Here is a 17,442-nt window from a genome sequence, read left to right on the forward strand (position 1 = left end):
TAATGAATTACCCAGAAAACTAGTCTGATTTTGAGGGTAAAATCCAGTCGTTATGTTTAAAACTATTCCACGGCGCATTGGTCAAATCGGCTTCTGGATCTATGAAGGCTTCAAAGGGTTTTCCATTAACACTTATTTTAGAATCTACATAAATAGAAATGTCTTGTCCATCCTTTTCGAAAATGCGCTTTAAATACTGTGCAAATTGCCATATAATATCGGGTTTGGTACTAGCCGCTCTTTTCTGTTTTTCAGATAAATAATCGTCCAAATTCACTATATGAATTTTACCTGTATTATTATTCACAAGTCGGTATTCTATGATTCCATATTTTGCCCTTAGCATCATACGCCACGATAATCGATGTCCCTCTTCAGTCCAAAGTACATTATCCTTAATAAAATGATGTCTAATTGGTAATAGGGTTTGAATTAAGAAATACACAGCACCAACTCCAATTAATACCTTTCTATATGAAGTTATTATAAGCTCTTCTTTATTATAAAATAGTTTCTTTTTTAAAAACAGTTTTTGAATGGTTTTAGGTTCAAAAAAGAACAACGAAAACGCCAGAGATAAATATGGAAATATCCCTATTTGAAATACAAACGAATTGAATAAATGGAAGAAGATTGAAACAAAAAAGGCATACTTTCTTGTAGGCTTAAATAGTAATAACGGAACGATTAAGCCGTCGAATAATATCCCTCCATAAGCTAACATATAATGTAACCATTTTTCTTGGAGAAGGTCACCAATAAAAATGTAATTTGACTTACTTCGCATTAAAAGCTGCATGACATTTCCGTTTAACCAATCGGGGTATAATTTAGCGACTGATGCGTAAGTATAGACTATAAATAATTGAATTACAATAACCCATTTTACCCATTGAGGCATGGAATAACTCTTGAGATTTGGATTTAATTTTACATCCATTGAGGCATACCTGTTAGCAGGAAGAAAGACCATTATAGCACCTAAGAGCACCAATAAATAATAATGATTGTTGTATGATGTCTTTTGCATTAAATAAGTTCCAGTCCACATGAGGGTAAAACTTATCATTGCAAATCTGTATTTATACCCGACCATTATTAGCAATCCAAAAACAGACATTATGAAGTAATAAATATACATGCCATTTCCTGGTAATGGCTGTAACCATTCAAATCCAATAAACGAGAATGTAAATTTTGGTTCGATTAAAACGCGCTTAACCCAACCCGTTAATATAGCTCCAAATGACTCTAAAAAACACAGTAATCCAAAAAATATTCGAAAAACTATTAAAGCAGAATTATCAATATGCTTGAATAAATATTTATTCAGCATAATGGGTGTTTATGTAATTAAGTGCCGTTTCTTTATCGCTTATTAATTGCTCTTTTAACGCTTCAATAGAAGCAAATTTTTTCTCATCTCGTAAGCGATTTAATAGTTCAATTTTTATCTTTCTGTCATATAAATCCTTATTGAAATTGAAAAAATTCACCTCAATGGATTCCTTTTCTCCATTTACGGTTGGATTCATTCCTATATTCATCATGCCAAAAACTTCAACATCATCAATCGAGGACTTGATAATGTAAGAACCTTGCTTTGGAATTAATTTGTAATCTTCCTCAACATTTATATTTGCTGTAGGGAAATCTAAATTCTTTCCTAACCCTTTGCCCTTAACAACGGTCCCGGTAATCATGAACTTATAACCTAAATAAGCATTTGCTTTTGATATATTCCCATCTCTTAAAGCCTTCCTAATTTTTGTAGAACTCACAGAAACATCATTAATATCTTGTGCAGAAATTTCTTCTACATCAAAATTATATTTAATTCCAAAATCTTTTAAATCCTCTATATCGGCTTTTCTGTTTCGTCCAAATCTGTGGTCGTAACCTATGATCACTTTTTTAGCGTTGAGTTTTTCTACTAAAATTTCTTTTACAAAATCTTCAGCTGAAAGTCGTGAAAACTCTTTGGTAAACTTTTTAACGACTAAATAGTCTAAGCCCAAGTTATTAAGAATATCATGACGTTCTTCAATGGTATTTATCAATTTAATATTAGAATCTTTCTGAAGCACCATTCTCGGGTGAGGAAAGAACGTAAGAATAACCGATTCTAAATTAGTCTCCTTGCCTATATTAATTAATCTCGAAATTATTTTTTGGTGACCAATATGAACGCCATCGAAGGTTCCAATGGTTACAACAGTTTTAGTGCTAGATAATGAATTAAGACTTTTGCTAATTTTCAAGCTTGAAGTTTTTACAAAAATAAAAAAGAGGACTGAAATATATAGACCTCTTTTTAAGTATTATTATTTTTAATAATTGCTATTCTACAATAAAGGGTAAGGAAATAGATTCTCCTTCTTTAACTATTCTTATAAAATAAAGACCTTTCCTAAAGCTAGTTACATTTATTCCTAATTGATAAAAATTATCTATTTGCTTTTCTTTTACCAATTGTCCTAAAACATTATAAATTTTGAAAGCATCAGGCAATGAATTAATTTGGGACACTTTGATATTTAGCTCGCTTGTGGTTGGGTTTGGATACAAACTTATTTTGTTGTTAAGAAAGTAGTTCTTTATTCCCAAAGTTGCAGTAGAAATGCTTATTACATCTGAATTAGCAAAATTACCTCCAGTTGCGATAACAGTATCATCATCTGTTTTTAGCTCATAAGAGCCATTCCCAAAACCACAACAAATACCGTCGTTTGCAGAATCAAAAATTGTAAACTTATAACAATCGTTAGAACTTACTATAAACTCTTCATTTTTAGTAGTGCCATTATCTGAAGAAGTATAACTGGCAGATGCTAAAAGCGAATTACTAGCATCCCTAAATTCCCAACTAGTTTCTGACGCAAAATTATCTAAAACAAGGGTTAAAAAGATTTTTGATGTTGAGTCATAAGTATTATTGATTACGAAGTTTGCACTATCACTATTATTACATGACCTTTGATCTACAGAACCATTTGCACTAGTAACAGAAATATTAAATGTATGATCCCCTGAGGTAGAAGTCAGTACTGGTAGATTAACAATTTCTGAATCACCCTTAGTTAATGTTCCTGTCCAATTATATGTAGAAGAAGAACCGCCATCAACATTATATGAAATATCCGCACTGGTCAAAGTAATATCTCCATAATTAGTTACTCTAATTGAAGGTGTTATGTTAGACGTGCAAACAGGAGTATCTAAATAAACCACTTTCGCATTAGCATCATTATTAACTCCAGAAGGCAAATTAGCTGTGGTTGACGAAGCCAACGAAGCTCTACTACTGGCCAATATTGCTTGTATTCTTGTTTTTTGACCGTCGGTAAATGTATCAAAACATACATCATCAGAATAATCCATATAGTTTTCAATCATATCATCATCTGGGTCTACACATGTATCTGGTACAGTAGATGGGCATCCAAAATTGGGACGACCACTATTAGGTGTATCTGCAACCCCATCATCTGCTGTACAACTTTCATCATCAGGATCGCCATCAACCCAGTTATCTCCCCAAACATGATTCAAACCTAAAAAATGCCCAACCTCATGCGTCATCGTTCGTCCTAAGTTATAAGGGCCAATAAGTGTTACATTTGGATCATCATTACTTCCAAAAAACTTATAATCTACAACTACTCCATCCGTAGTTGAACCACTCCCAGGCGGGGTGGCATAACCTAAGAGCCCTGAGCCTCCTGCAAACTTTACAGACCACATGTTAAGATATAATGATGCATCCCAAATATATGTAGGCTTCAAAGCATCCATTTGAGCTATAGCGTTTGACTGGCTATTTTCATTAATACCATCTTGCCCAATATTTACTCTATCTATACCATTGGTCGTACAACCACTTGGATCTATTTTAGCTAACACAAAGTCAACTTCAACATCAACACCACCACCATCACCTCTAGATCCAGAAATCTTTCTAAAATCTTCATTAAGAACTTTTATTTGAGAAAAAACTTGAGCATCACTTATATTCGGTCCAGTACCAATGGGCTCACCATTATGAAATACATGAACCACTACGGGTATTGTTATAACTGCTCTTTTACCTGAATTTAAAGTTTTTTGGCTCTTATAAGATTCCATTATCACCTTTATCTTATCTTCAAAAACTTTACTACCCATCATAGTGGGGTATTCTTTTAAAAGTTCTTGATTATAGTTATAGGTACCGCAACGATCTAACAATTGTTTTGGATTTTTATCCCTTTGGCTATTGCCAACAAAACTGATAAAAAACAACAAAGTGAATATGATAAAAACAGGCCTTTTCATAATAACTTTTTTTGAATTTGAGGGTATTAATAACAATAATACAACTTAATTGTTAGTCTGTCAAATAATGAATTCATAACATTTACTTACCATTAAAAGCATTCATAGTATTATTTATACCAGATAAAACAAAGGACTTTATAAGTTCCACCGATTTTTCAAAACGTTCAGACAACCTCTCGTTTTCTTTGCTAGACCATTCTCCCAAAACGTAATCTACTTGCCTTCCTTTGTTAAAGGCATCGCTTATACCAAACCTAAAACGGTTGTATTTAGTAGTATTTATTTTATCCTGAATATCTTTTAATCCATTATGCCCACCGTCACTCCCTTTTGTTTTTAATCTAATACTTCCAAATGGTAAATTAAGGTCATCGGTTATAATAAGTAAGTTTTCAATTGGGATTTTTTCTTTTGTTAACCAATACAAAACTGCTTTACCGCTTAAATTCATATAGGTATTAGGTTTTAAAAGAATAAAGGTTCGTCCTTTTAGTTTGTAGGTAGCTATATCTCCCAACTTTTGAGTTTCAAATGTTAGGTCTTCATTCTTTGCAAAATAATCCAATATTCTAAATCCAATATTGTGGCGTGTATTTTCATACTTTTCACCTATATTTCCTAATCCAACTATTAAAAATTTCTTCATGGGATTTTGCTCTTCTATGTATGTTTTCTGTTTAAAAAACCAAAATAAAAACTGGCACATAAAAGTTTGTTTTTTGTAAAAATAAAAAAGCATCCTGAAAATAAGGATGCTTTTATTATTTAATCGCGAATATGTTTTATTCTTGAGATGCTGGTGCTTCTGCTCCTTCAGATGCTGGTGCTTCTGCTCCCTCTGCACCTTCTTCTAACTCTTCTTCATCTTCATCATCTACAATTGCTACTCTAGATGTACTTACTCTACAAACTACAGTATTATCATTGTGTAGAAAAGTATAATCTCCAGTTGGCAAATCACCTACCGCTACTTTATCTCCAATTTTAAGAGGTGTAATATCTACCTCTATAAAATCTGGCAGGTTTACTGGTAATGCTTTGATACGAAGTTTTCTGTTGTTTCTCTTTAAAACACCTCCATTTTTAACACCTCTAGAGTTACCTACTAGTTGTACAGGAATATTTAAAGCAATTTCCTTGTCTTCGAATAATTGATAGAAGTCTATATGCAAGATTCTGTCTGTTACTGGATGAAACTGAATGTCTTGTAATACAGCATTTAAAGTTTCTCCATTGTCTAACTCAATCACAACTGTATGCGCATTAGGCGTGTATACAAGTTTTGAGAAAGCCAATTCTGGTGCAGAGAAATGCACTGGCTTGTCTCCTCCGTATAATACGCAAGGAACCTGACCAGCATTACGTAAGGCTTTTGTTGCTTTTTTGCCCACGCTTTCTCTTTGAGATCCGTTGATTGTAATTGATTTCATTTGTTTATATATAAATTAAATTAATATTCTTTTCTACGTGACTTACATCACAAATTTTGAGCTTATAGAATGATTGTTGTGCACTCTCTCCATAACCTCAGCAAATAAATCCGCACAACTAAGTACTTTAATTTTATTGCTTTTTTGAGTAAGTGGAATAGAGTCTGTAACTATAAGTTCTTCTAATTTCGATTTTTCTAAATTCTCATAAGCATTCCCAGATAAAATTGGATGCGTACAAATTGCTCTTACACTAAGAGCTCCACGTTCCATCATTAAATCTGCTGCTTTCGTTAAAGTTCCCGCTGTGTCGACCATATCGTCAACCAAAACAACATTTTTCCCTTCAACATTTCCGATTAACTCCATGTGAGAAATAACATTGGCTTTGGCACGCTGTTTATAACAGATAACCACATCACTTTCTAACGCTTTAGAATATGCATAAGCTCTTTTAGAACCTCCCATGTCTGGAGAAGCTATGGTTAAATTATCCAAGTTTAATCTCTTTAGATATGGTAAGAAAATAGTTGATGCAAATAAATGATCTACAGGTTTTTCAAAGAATCCTTGTATTTGATCTGCGTGTAAATCCATAGTGATAATACGCGTTGCACCGGCTGATTCTAACATTTTAGCCACCAATTTAGCCGCTATAGGAACACGAGGCTTATCTTTTCTGTCTTGACGTGCCCAACCAAAATAAGGAAGAACTGCTGTAATATGTCTTGCTGATGCCCGTTTAGCCGCATCAATCATTAGAAGCATTTCCATTAAATTTTCCGGCCCTGGGTTTGTTGAACCAATTATGAAAATACGTGTACCTCTTATAGATTCCTCATAAGAAGGTTGAAACTCGCCATCACTGTAAGTAGACGTAATTACATTACCTAATTCTGCACCAAAAGCTTCGGCTATTTTTTCACCTAAAACTTTACTTTGTGTACAAGCAAAAATTTTGGCTTCTGTAATTACAATTGGCATTGTTAACTTCTTGTTTATGAGTGCGCAAACACTGCGTTATTTTTAACGAGGTGCAAATTTATATATTTATTTTAATCTAAAGAGTATATTGTTGGGTAAATTTGGGTCTTTTAAAGAAAATAATATATTTTTGCTGTCCAAATATGCTCAAGTGGCGGAATTGGTAGACGCGCTGGATTCAAAATCCAGTTTCTTCGGAAGTGTGGGTTCGATTCCCACCTTGAGTACTTTATAAAACCGTAATTACTTTATTTTAAGGGCGTTATGGTTTTTTTATTCTTTACATAGTCAACATTTAGTTGAGCATTTCATTAAAAAATATATTTTTTACTCTTTTCATCATCACAAAAATAGTTTTGAAATTGAAAAAGGATTGATTAATCAATGTTAGTATCATACTTATCCCGACTATGCATGTATTAAAACTTCTTTATTCTGTTGCAACATGATGCTTTAAAGCATAAAAATATCTAACAAAAGAATCTCCTCAGTATTTTCAATGATTTTTGTAAGATAACCTGTTTTGTTATAGTCGCTATTATTGGGATTATCTACATTAATTTGGGCAATACTGTTAAAATATGTTAAAATATTACTTTGTTATACATAGTACTGTAACAATATTTGAATATTGTCGTCTATTGGGTATAATACATTTTAAATATAGAAATTATGAGAACTTTAAACAACAATCAAATTACACAAAAAATAAGCTCAACAAAGGCTTATGTGTGGAATGCCAAAAGACGTTACAAATAATTCTTTTAGGAAATTTAAATATTACAATAAACCATCAAAATATAGAAATTATGAGAACTTTAAACAACAATCAAATTACCAATAAATTAAACTCAACAAAAGCTTCTGTTTGGAATACTAAAAGACGTTTCAGATAAATCAACAATTATAAATCATCAATCATAATAAATCTAAAAAAAGGATGCTGTTAATTCACATCCTTTTTTTTATTGAAACTTTGAAGTGTACTTATCAAGAATATGGCCATACTTAAAACTTCTGAGTTCTGCTATTGTGGTTATGCTCGTCATCATAAACAACCTCAACAAAGGGTTTATTTATGGCGTAACAATTAATACGAATATCTTTAGTTACATCATTATCTAAAAAAGTACCGTACTGATTGATTAACTGCTTCCATTCGTTAATTTAGTTCTAATGCGTTAAACTCGTATAAGGTCCTCAGTTCTTAATAAACTTAAAAGTGAATACTTCCTCTTGTTCTTTCACTTGTAAATAGTAAAAACCATTTTTTAATTTCCTTACATCTAAATAATTGTTTGTTTGTGGTAGTCTTATTTTTTGTCCATTAACATTATAAACTGCTATATCAATAAATGTTGAAGTAGTGTTAGTTATGTATAAACGCTCACTAACAGGAACAGGATAAATTTTCACATGATTAAGATTTAATCCTATTACGCTTAATAGACCCCATTTATCTTCAGCAGGATTTCCTCCCCAAATTTTAGTTGCTAGGTATGGATTATCAATAAAAGGGTTTCTATTGCCTTGCATTGACTCTAAAACAGTGTTTCTCTGAGTTTCATAATCAGATACAGGGTCTTCTATATTCCATTGTAGAAATACATCAGGCATATCAGTATTATTAGTATTTGTTCCAGTTCCTATATCGTTAGCAGGGCATTGATTAGGATATCTTAAAAACATATACATAACAATACGTGCAACATCTCCTTTCCACTCATCACCAGGATACCAATTACCACTTGCTGTAATATGGGAGTTTGTACTTGTATTACTATCTTGGAATAACCTATTACTTCTATTTGAATTCATATCTCCATCACAGGCTCTCAAATTGTGTGCATCGGTTCCAGATCCTGGGTCTTCTGTTGTTAAACTAGGATTGGCTATTGACCTAGCATAAACATGCTCTCGATTGAACAACCCTGAGCAAGAAGTGGTATGACAAGACAAATCTTTATCTCTGGTATAATCAGTTTCGGTGTTACCATCAAAATCATCATATCCATAAAATAGTAATACATTTTCAGTATCTCCAGGAACTAAATCAGTTTGCTTTACTGCATCCCAAGTATCTGGTTGACTTGAAGTATAAGGAAGTAAAGTGGTATGTGTCTCTCGTATTAGTTGAGATAAATCTATTTCTAGGTCTATACCATTTTGGTCAAGATCAATACTACCGTAATATGTTGGCATTTGAGCAAATGAAACAAATGAAAACAGAAACAGTAATTGGAGGAGTCTTTTCATTATTGCAGAATAGTTGATCTGAACATCTTTAATTGCGTAGTTATATAAAAAGCACCTTATTGGTAAACAGTCTAGATACCTTCGTTTAGTTATAATGCGTTAAACTCGCATAAAGTCATTTTGCATGATTTAATAAAAACAGTTCTTCACGTTTTCATAAGCATCTTTGCAAACAAAGAGTAATACAATTGTTAAAGCAACAAATATTAAAGCAATTATTAAAATAGTCTTTAATGTTATTTTTTTTTGTTTCATACTAATTTAAGTTTCTAAGTGTAACTGAAATTAAAAGATAGCATTAGCACCAAAACAAAAGTAATTAAAATCACAATCATTGAAATTGTTATAAACCACAAAACCAATAGAGAGGTATGAGCTCTTATCCTAATCTAATTTATAAATCTAAACTTCGTATGCAAATACTATTTCTTTTAAAGTTTATATGCTTATCAAATAGCACAAGATTAAAGATAAAATTAAACAACATAAATCATTTTTGTAAATAGAATTAGTGTAATGTTATCCCAGCCAATATTACGACAGTTAATAAAAATATAAATAAGCATTTTGTAATGCTTTTTGTCATCGATTAATAAACATAACCCCCGTTTGCTATAGCAGCGCCGATTAGAACCAAAAAAATAAATAAAATCGGCCCTGCAACACTAACAATGGTAGAAACGGTTTTATCCTTTTCGTTAATCGTATTAATAGTGTTTTCATCTAAAGGCGTATAGATTATATCGCTACTTGTTTTTTTAACACCGAAGTGATTTCCATCTACAATTATAATTCTGCTGAATTTCATTTTCTTTTTGGAGCGGGTTTTAACTCTTACTTGAGATTGATTTTGAACCGCTTGTTCAATAGATACAGGTATAGATTTATAAACGGTACAACCTTGAAAGAATATTATTAAGGAGCAAAATAGGACCAATACTCTTAAATGTGTTTTAATTGTTTTCATACCCGGTCTTTATGTAAAAAATAAATATAATAACATCACAATAAATAAAGAATGAGCGATATCAGCTTAGATTATTTAACTGCTTAAAAAAAATTATAAATAAACCTTATCTTTAATGAAACAACCTAAAAAATGAAAAATCTATTATTATTTACTTTGTTTTTTCTAAGCTTTCAATTAATCGCTCAAGAAACTGATATTCAGAAAATTGGAAATAAATTAATAGTGACTGGTAAAATAATTGACATTAATGGTTTGCCCTTAATTGGAGCCAAAATTATTGCAAAGGAAATTCACAAAGAAACTACTACAAATTTTAACGGAAAATTTAGTTTAGAAGTAGATGATGAAACAATTATTCATATCGTTTTCATCGATTTCGAACCAATTGATGTAGTTGTAAAGCCTCAAACTAATATTATTTTTCTTCTTAAAGAAGACCATAACCCATTAGATTTAAATTCAAAAGAGGTGTCAACAAGTTTGACACGCAAGGAAATGCGAAGAATACGTCGGTCAAATAAAAGTAAAGACCGTATTCTAAATGGTTCTGATTTGATCGAAGATGTGTTTTGTGTACTTGAGGCAGTACTAAAATAATTAATATAACCAATTTAAGGATTGCTCATCGACCAATTAGAGGGTTTTACATTTTTATTATGATATTTCTAATGATATTGGGATAGATTAAAATTCAATTTTTAATTCTGGTATAAAATTATTGTGCTTACCGTCTTCTCGCAAAAAAAACAAAAACTATCATTATTCCCCTAATAATATTAACTCCATGCTTAAGCAATATGCCAATTACATATAATATAGACCCTAATACTTTAAGAAATCCTCCTTTGGAATCCATGGCTCGGGGTCTGTTCGTTTTATTGGTCTTTACCTTCGGAACTTCCTTGGATCTAACAGATTCTGTTTTAAGTATATTTTCCTTTGGCTTGGAAATCTCAGGTTCATTAGAATTTACAAATGCATGATCCTTATCTAATTTTCTTTTTTTATGATAGTCAGCTTTTTCATATTCATGGTAACCCTCTTTTTTTTCTGAAATTGTTATTTCACCTCTTTTAAGTTGCTCATTTAAATAATCCAAATAGTTGCTCATTGCAATAAATATAGTATTGATTTATTGTATTAAAACGGTAAAATGATCTTACCATTGAAATTATTACGTTAAGATATTAAATAATAATTAGAGCTTGGACAAAAATATAAAACAGGTTCATTTTTGTGAAACTTTCATGAGTTAGTGTGACACTTTATACCTTGCTCGCATATTTGATTTTTTTGGGGATGGGGCTTATTTTAAGCCTTACACATCAACCAATTAGAGGGTTTTAGAGTTCTTTGGTGGTATTTGGCTAGATAAAGATTGTTGTTTGTGTTTTAGGGATTAATCTTGATTAAATTTTGGTACATTCCTCTCCAGAATATGCACATAGTTAAAACTCCAAATTTCTGTTAAGACATTCTGGTCTCCATCATTAACTTCCTCAACAAAGAACTTTTCTATTTTAAATTAGTACAAATATTATTTTCCTGTAAAACTGTCGTACTCCTTTTTCATTCTAATTAAAGTTTCTTTAATGACTTTGGTGTTAACAGAACTATAACCCATCACAATACCATTTTGCTTGTTATTATTAATAAAATAGCTGCTGTATGGGTGTACTATTACATTCTTTTTACTAAAATAACTAGCTAGAGAGACATCACTAATGTTATTATTAATATTGGCAATAATATGTAATCCGGTATTTCTAGAATCCACTAGAATCTCCTCGTTAAAATTGTCGGAGAAACTCTTTAAAAACACTCTTTTGCGTTCAATAGAAGCTTCAATTACATGTCTTAAATGTTTATTCAAATAATCTTTCTCAATAAAATCACTAAGGATGCTTTGCGTTACTGGGGAAACAAATCGACTAGACTGTCTATTCAAAGCTTTAATAGTATCTAGAAGGTAATATGGAACTATCATATAGCCCAATCTAATGGCCGGGTGTAAAAGTTTATTGAAGGTTCCCAAATATATAGTACGATCCTGTTTATCAAGACTGAAAATTGAAGATACAGGCGTTTCCCAATTGCTGAATTCATGATCATAGTCGTCTTCAACAATAAACGTGTTTTTGCTAGCTGCAAATTTTAACAGTTCTAGCCGTCTTTTTAAACCCATTTTAATACCTGTTGGATATTGGTTGGATGGTGTTGTGTAAATTAATTTTGGCTTTCTACATTTGAGGTTTTCAATAACAATCCCTTCATCATCAATAGATGTTGTGCATATGTCTGCCTTTAAACTTTTAAATAAACTATAAGCGTAAGGGTAAGTTGGATTTTCAATAAGCACTTCATCTTTTCTATCTATTAAAGCTTCTCCAATTATAGATAGCGAATGTAAAGACCCGGTTGTAACAACAATTTGTTCAGCGTCACATTGGATGTTTCTATAAATTTTTAAATAATTAGATATATTATTTCTTAATGATTCTAAGCCAATTGTATTGGAATAGGAAAGTTCAGATGACTTGACATTTTTCCAATAATCATTAGACAGGTTTTTCCATAGTTGAACGGGGAAAATATCTAACGGAGGTAATCCTGGTCTAAATGCAATTCCCTTACTATTAGCGTTACTGACGATATGTACATTTTTTTTAAATGAAATGCCTTTTTTTGAAATTTTGGGATATGATCCTAACTCAATGGACGTATTCAATTTGGTGTGAAACTTTTTATCTTTAGTAGAATTTATAAAATAGCCAGATCCAGTAATTGAATTTACATATTTTTCTAATACAAGTAGGTCATATGCCTTAAGAACAGTACTTCTAGAAATCGCTAAATCTTTTGCTAATACTCTTGATGGAGGCAGCTTTACTCCTCTGTTAAAGGTTCTGTTTAAAATAGCCTTTTTTAAGGCATCATATAAATTAATATAAATGTTTTTATAGCTGTCTTTGCAACCAAAGCCATGGTTTACAAGTATGTTTTTAATGTTATAATGCAAATTGGTATGCTTATAATTTTTAAATTGGTATGCTCAATGTAAAGTAAATATAATCTAAATTTAAATATTAGTATTTTTTTTACTTAAGACATGTCTTCAGAAAAGTTAAATGCCAATGTTAGAAATTTAAAGAAATCGGCAACGTTAGTAATTAACGAATTATCTAATAACCTAATCACTAAAGGTATAAATGTCTTTAAGTTAGGGTTTGGTCAATCTCCATTTCCTGTTCCCAAAATAGTTGTAGATGCTTTAAAGGAAAATGCACACCAAAAAGATTATTTACAAGTTAAAGGCTTACCTGTTTTAAGAAAAGAAATTGCTTTTTTTTATAAACGCAATTACGAATTATCTGTATCTGACGCTGACGTCATAATTGGTCCAGGGTCTAAAGAATTAATTTTTAATTTTCAATTGGTTTACAATTTTAAAGAATTGCTACTCCCAAAACCGAGCTGGGTTTCCTATGAACCTCAAGCCTTACTTAATAACCGAAAAAATGCTTGGTTAGGTACAAAAGAAGAAAACGACTGGAAACTAACACCTACAGATATTATAAATTATTGCGAACATTCGCAAAATAAAATTAGAGTTTTAATCTTAAATTATCCATCGAATCCACTTGGTATTAGTTATTCCTCTACTGAGCTAAAGGCACTCGCTGTTGTTTTAAAACAATACAACATTCTCGTTATTTCTGACGAGATATATGGAGAAACTCATTTTAAAGGGTATCATCAAACATTAGCGAAGTATTATCCTGAGGGAACCATAATAAGTACTGGATTAAGCAAATGGGCTGGAGCTGGTGGATGGCGCTTAGGGGTATTTATATTTCCAAAAAAATTAAGATTTATTCTTGATGCCATGGCTGTAGTTGCGAGTGAAACCTTCACATCCACAAGTGCTCCTATTCAATACGCTGCTGTTGAGGCGTATAAACAAAATGAATCTATAAACACATATTTAGCCGATACAAGAAAAATACTTAAGGCAGTAGGAATGTACACTTACAACTATTTAAAAGACATTGGTGTATCATTACCAAAACCTGAAGGTGGGTTTTATGTGTTTCCAAATTTCGAAAAATGGAAAGATACTTTGGCTAAGAGAAATATATTAACCAACACCCAATTTTGTAATACCCTTTTAAATGAAACGGGAGTCGCTTTGTTACCAGGAGTCGCATTTGGTTTTCCTGAAGAAGTCTTTACCGCACGACTTTCTTATGTTGACTTTGATGGTACTCTTGTACTTAAAATCCTCAATAAGCAACCAAATGCCACTGTTGACAACTTGTTTGTTGAAAAACACTGTCCTAGAATAGTTGAAGCCTTAAGAAAAATTGAAATATGGTTGTCTCAAGAATAAAATACAGTATAATACCTATTCTTTTCCATGTAATAACCTCATGCAATAATCATAACAATACTTTTTTAGGTGCAGTTACAAGCGCGACACCAGAAGCTTCAACCGCTGGAGAAGAAATATTCTTGAAAGATGGAAATGCCATTGATGTTGCAATAGCTATATCCTTTGCACTAGCCGTAACAGAACCTGCCATGTCTGGTTTAGGCGGTGGAACTCAAGTATTACTATCATTAAAGAACCAACAGCCTATTGCTATAAATGGAACTACATTATCTCCTTACAAAACACCAATCTCAATAAAAGACACTTTAACATATCATAGAAGAAGTACCATACCTTCTACCGTTAAAGTGTTAGATTACCTATGGAAAAACTATGGTAGCGGTAATGTTTCTTGGGAAGATTTGCTAAAACCATCCATAGAATTGGCAGAAAACGGGTTTGTACTTGGAGAATATAGAGCAAAAGTATATCATGAATACGGCGAAAAATTAAAATCTAGCCAATTTAGCGTGTCTAGTTTTCTTATTGATAATCGTATCCCTCAAAAAGGAGACACCATAAAACAACCTGAGTTGGCAAAAACTTTAAAGCGCTTAGCAGAATTTCGAGCAGAAGATTTCTACAACGGAGAAATCGCCAAAAAAATAGCTCTGGATATGCAAGAGCATGGTGGATGGATAACAATTGATGACTTAAACAATTTCCCAGCTCCAAAAGAATTAAAACCTCTTTCTGTGGAGCATCGCGGAATGATGGTTTACTCTCAACCTCCGCCTTGTGGTGGTTGGATAACACTTTTAGCCCTTAATTTAATGGAAAAATTGAATAAAGATGCTGTACTCACAAATGAGGAAGTTATAAAAGCTTTATATATAGCTCACAATGAAAGAAATAAAAAACCAGTTAACAATTTGACTACTTATGATAGTATCTTAAAAAACAAGCTTTCAAAATCTTACTCCAAAAAATTATTGTTAAATGAGCAATCTCCTAGTGAAACTATTGTAAATAAAAAAATAGGAGAAACAACACATTTCTCAGTAGTAGATTCCGAAGGAAATTCCATTGCGGTAACATCTAGTATAAACGCTTATTTTGGTGCGCTAGCAGCATCAAAAGATTTAGGGTTTTTGTACAACACCTATATGGACGATTTTATTTTCGAAGATCCCGATCATCCCTTTGCAATTCGCCCTAATGCCATGGCTTATTCATCCATGTCTCCTTCAATCGTTCAAGAAAATGGTAAAACAGTTTTGGTGTTAGGAAGTCCTGGGAGCAGCAGAATCATTTCCGCAGTATCACAAATAACCGCAAAATGGATTGAAGGTCGAGATATTCAACATGCTGTTACACAGCCTAGGATTCACGTATCTAATAATACGGTATATCACGAAAATAAAGAAGATACGTTATCCCTTAGCAAGGAATTTTTAACTGAATTTGATCTTTTGTTAAAAACACCATCAGAAAGCCTTATGCTACAAGAAAAATTAAATGCTTATTACGGCGGTGTCCATGCCATAGCTAAGGAGAACGGGAATTGGATTGGAATTGCAGATCCCCGAAGAGATGGGAAATCAATAATAGTTAAAAAAAGTAATTCTAATGAATAAATCAAAAGTAATTGGATTTTGGGGAGGAATTGCAATTCTTCTAATTTTATTAATTATTCCTGCACCACAAGGGATGCAACCTGAAGCCTTAAGAGCATTAGGTGTAGCGTTGTTAATGGCTATTTGGTGGGTAACAGAATGCATACCCATTTACGCAACAGCATTTGTGCCCATCGCACTTTTTCCTTTATTGGGAATTTTGGATGCTAATACCACGACCGAAAATTATGGACACAACTATGTGTTGATGCTTCTTGGTGGTTTCTTCTTAGCAAAATCCATTGAATTAAGTGGACTCCACAAGCGCGTAGCGCTATACATAATCAGCAAACTTGGAACGAGTAGAAAAAGGATTATTTTAAGTTTCATGATAGCAACAGCTTTTTTGTCGTTTTGGATTGCAAATGTAGCCGTTGTATTGCTTATGCTACCAATAGCGCTTGCTATTGTTGATAAAGAAGAAGAAAACGAAGAAAGAAACCCTAAGTTTGGTTTAGCTATGATGCTTGCCATTGCTTATGCAGCAAGCATTGGAGGAACGGGAAGCCTTATTGGAACACCTCCAAACATGGTATTTGCTGGGGTATTTGCAAAAGCTTTCCCTGACCTTCCAGAAATTGATTTTTTGGAGTGGATGAAGCTAGGAACACCAATCGTTATAATCATTTTACCCATAATATGGTTTTATCTAACACGATATTTTAAAATAAAAGGAAATTTCGCTGGAAGCAAGGAAATAATTAATAGAGAAATCGAATCCATAGGAAAATTATCAGTTATGGAAAAAAGAGTCCTAGCAGTTTTTATTTTTACAGCAGTTGGATGGATTTTTAGACGCGATATTATTTTGGACAGTTTTGTTATTCCAGGATGGTCCTCTGTATTAGGCATTAAAGATTATGTACATGATTCTACTGTAGCCATTATTTCTGCACTTCTATTATTTGCTATTCCATCAGGAATTGCATCTCAACCAAATAAACCGAAAACATTACTAGATTGGAGGTCTGCAGCACAAGTACCGTGGGGTGTTGTGATGATAGTGGGTGGAGGATACGCCATTGCAGATTCTTTTAACCATACGGGTTTAGCAACCTATTTAGGCTCCATTTTAAGTTTTATTGGAGAATATCCCATGATTATAATTCTTTTAGCAGTCATTTTTCTTATGATTTTTATAACCGAAATTAACAGCAATACAGCAACTGCCAATATTTTTTTACCGGTATTAGCTGCCATGGCAGTGGCGGGACAAATGAACCCATTATTGTTAATGATACCCGCTACCTTTGCATGCTCCTTTTCGTTTATGCTTCCATCAGGAACTGGTACCAACGCAGTAATATTTGCGAGTAACAGAGTTTCAATTCCAGACATGGCTAAATGCGGTGTAGGGCTTAATTTACTTTGTGTTTTGCTGTTAACTATGCTAATGTACCTCTATGTTTTACCTGTTCTATCCCTTTAATTTTTTAG

General features: G+C 32.4%; 14 protein-coding genes and 1 tRNA gene. 5 read left to right on the forward strand and 10 right to left on the reverse strand.

Features of this window, described 5'->3' with window-relative positions; all coding sequences use genetic code 11:
- Positions 1 to 19: 19 nt before the first annotated feature.
- From FEF17_RS04045 to FEF17_RS04070, 6 genes are all read right to left on the reverse strand, one after another.
- Positions 20 to 1,336: an HTTM domain-containing protein gene (locus FEF17_RS04045; protein ID WP_139001078.1), complete on the reverse strand. Its 1,317-nt coding sequence runs from the start codon at positions 1,334 to 1,336 to the stop codon at positions 20 to 22.
- Entirely contained in the window at positions 1,326 to 2,261 is a 936-nt protein-coding gene (locus tag FEF17_RS04050; protein ID WP_139001079.1) for a bifunctional riboflavin kinase/FAD synthetase, read from the reverse strand. The genes FEF17_RS04045 and FEF17_RS04050 overlap by 11 nt, the downstream gene beginning before the upstream one ends.
- A 79-nt stretch (positions 2,262 to 2,340) precedes the next feature.
- A complete protein-coding gene (locus FEF17_RS04055; RefSeq protein WP_139001080.1) occupies positions 2,341 to 4,314 on the reverse strand; it encodes a T9SS type A sorting domain-containing protein in 1,974 nt (657 codons plus the stop codon).
- 82 nt (positions 4,315 to 4,396) lie between these two features.
- Entirely contained in the window at positions 4,397 to 5,023 is a 627-nt protein-coding gene (gene pth / locus FEF17_RS04060; protein ID WP_425552619.1) for an aminoacyl-tRNA hydrolase, read from the reverse strand.
- Positions 5,024 to 5,099: 76 nt separating this feature from the next.
- Complete coding sequence (locus FEF17_RS04065) at positions 5,100 to 5,747, reverse strand: 50S ribosomal protein L25/general stress protein Ctc (RefSeq protein ID WP_139001082.1); 648 nt, start codon at positions 5,745 to 5,747, stop codon at positions 5,100 to 5,102.
- Positions 5,748 to 5,789: 42 nt separating this feature from the next.
- A complete protein-coding gene (locus FEF17_RS04070; RefSeq protein WP_139001083.1) occupies positions 5,790 to 6,731 on the reverse strand; it encodes a ribose-phosphate pyrophosphokinase in 942 nt (313 codons plus the stop codon).
- 145 nt (positions 6,732 to 6,876) lie between these two features.
- Between FEF17_RS04070 and FEF17_RS04075 the strand changes: the two genes are divergently transcribed.
- A tRNA-Leu gene (locus FEF17_RS04075) sits at positions 6,877 to 6,958 on the forward strand.
- Positions 6,959 to 7,931: 973 nt separating this feature from the next.
- Here FEF17_RS04075 and FEF17_RS04080 read toward each other — a convergent pair.
- Positions 7,932 to 8,987, reverse strand: coding sequence for an endonuclease (locus FEF17_RS04080; RefSeq protein ID WP_139001084.1), 1,056 nt, complete (start codon positions 8,985 to 8,987; stop codon positions 7,932 to 7,934).
- 589 nt (positions 8,988 to 9,576) lie between these two features.
- Positions 9,577 to 9,954 (reverse strand): hypothetical protein, encoded by a 378-nt coding sequence (locus tag FEF17_RS04085; RefSeq protein ID WP_139001085.1) that lies wholly within the window; start codon positions 9,952 to 9,954, stop codon positions 9,577 to 9,579.
- A gap of 132 nt (positions 9,955 to 10,086) precedes the next feature.
- Here FEF17_RS04085 and FEF17_RS04090 point away from each other — a divergent pair, with 132 nt between their 5' ends.
- A complete protein-coding gene (locus tag FEF17_RS04090; protein WP_139001086.1) occupies positions 10,087 to 10,554 on the forward strand; it encodes a carboxypeptidase-like regulatory domain-containing protein in 468 nt (155 codons plus the stop codon).
- 127 nt (positions 10,555 to 10,681) lie between these two features.
- Here FEF17_RS04090 and FEF17_RS04095 read toward each other — a convergent pair whose 3' ends face one another.
- Both FEF17_RS04095 and pdxR read right to left on the reverse strand, forming a co-directional pair.
- Positions 10,682 to 11,068 (reverse strand): hypothetical protein, encoded by a 387-nt coding sequence (locus tag FEF17_RS04095; RefSeq protein WP_139001087.1) that lies wholly within the window; start codon positions 11,066 to 11,068, stop codon positions 10,682 to 10,684.
- Between the two features lie 426 nt (positions 11,069 to 11,494).
- The gene (gene pdxR, locus FEF17_RS04100) at positions 11,495 to 12,976 is read right to left on the reverse strand and encodes a MocR-like pyridoxine biosynthesis transcription factor PdxR (RefSeq protein ID WP_139001088.1); all 1,482 of its coding nucleotides are present in this window, start codon (positions 12,974 to 12,976) and stop codon (positions 11,495 to 11,497) included.
- Between the two features lie 90 nt (positions 12,977 to 13,066).
- Here pdxR and FEF17_RS04105 point away from each other — a divergent pair, with 90 nt between their 5' ends.
- From FEF17_RS04105 to FEF17_RS04115, 3 genes are read left to right on the forward strand one after another with little or no spacing between them, the layout of a single operon-like run.
- The gene (locus FEF17_RS04105; protein ID WP_139001089.1) at positions 13,067 to 14,347 is read left to right on the forward strand and encodes a pyridoxal phosphate-dependent aminotransferase; all 1,281 of its coding nucleotides are present in this window, start codon (positions 13,067 to 13,069) and stop codon (positions 14,345 to 14,347) included.
- Positions 14,329 to 15,966, forward strand: coding sequence for a gamma-glutamyltransferase family protein (locus FEF17_RS04110; protein WP_139001090.1), 1,638 nt, complete (start codon positions 14,329 to 14,331; stop codon positions 15,964 to 15,966). The genes FEF17_RS04105 and FEF17_RS04110 overlap by 19 nt, the downstream gene beginning before the upstream one ends.
- Positions 15,959 to 17,434 (forward strand): SLC13 family permease, encoded by a 1,476-nt coding sequence (locus FEF17_RS04115; RefSeq protein ID WP_139001091.1) that lies wholly within the window; start codon positions 15,959 to 15,961, stop codon positions 17,432 to 17,434. The genes FEF17_RS04110 and FEF17_RS04115 overlap by 8 nt, the downstream gene beginning before the upstream one ends.
- Positions 17,435 to 17,442: the final 8 nt, after the last annotated feature.

Origin of the sequence: Hyunsoonleella aestuarii (genome assembly GCF_006148925.1) — a bacterium.
In the GTDB taxonomy this organism is placed as follows: Bacteria; Bacteroidota; Bacteroidia; order Flavobacteriales; family Flavobacteriaceae; genus Algibacter_D; species Algibacter_D aestuarii.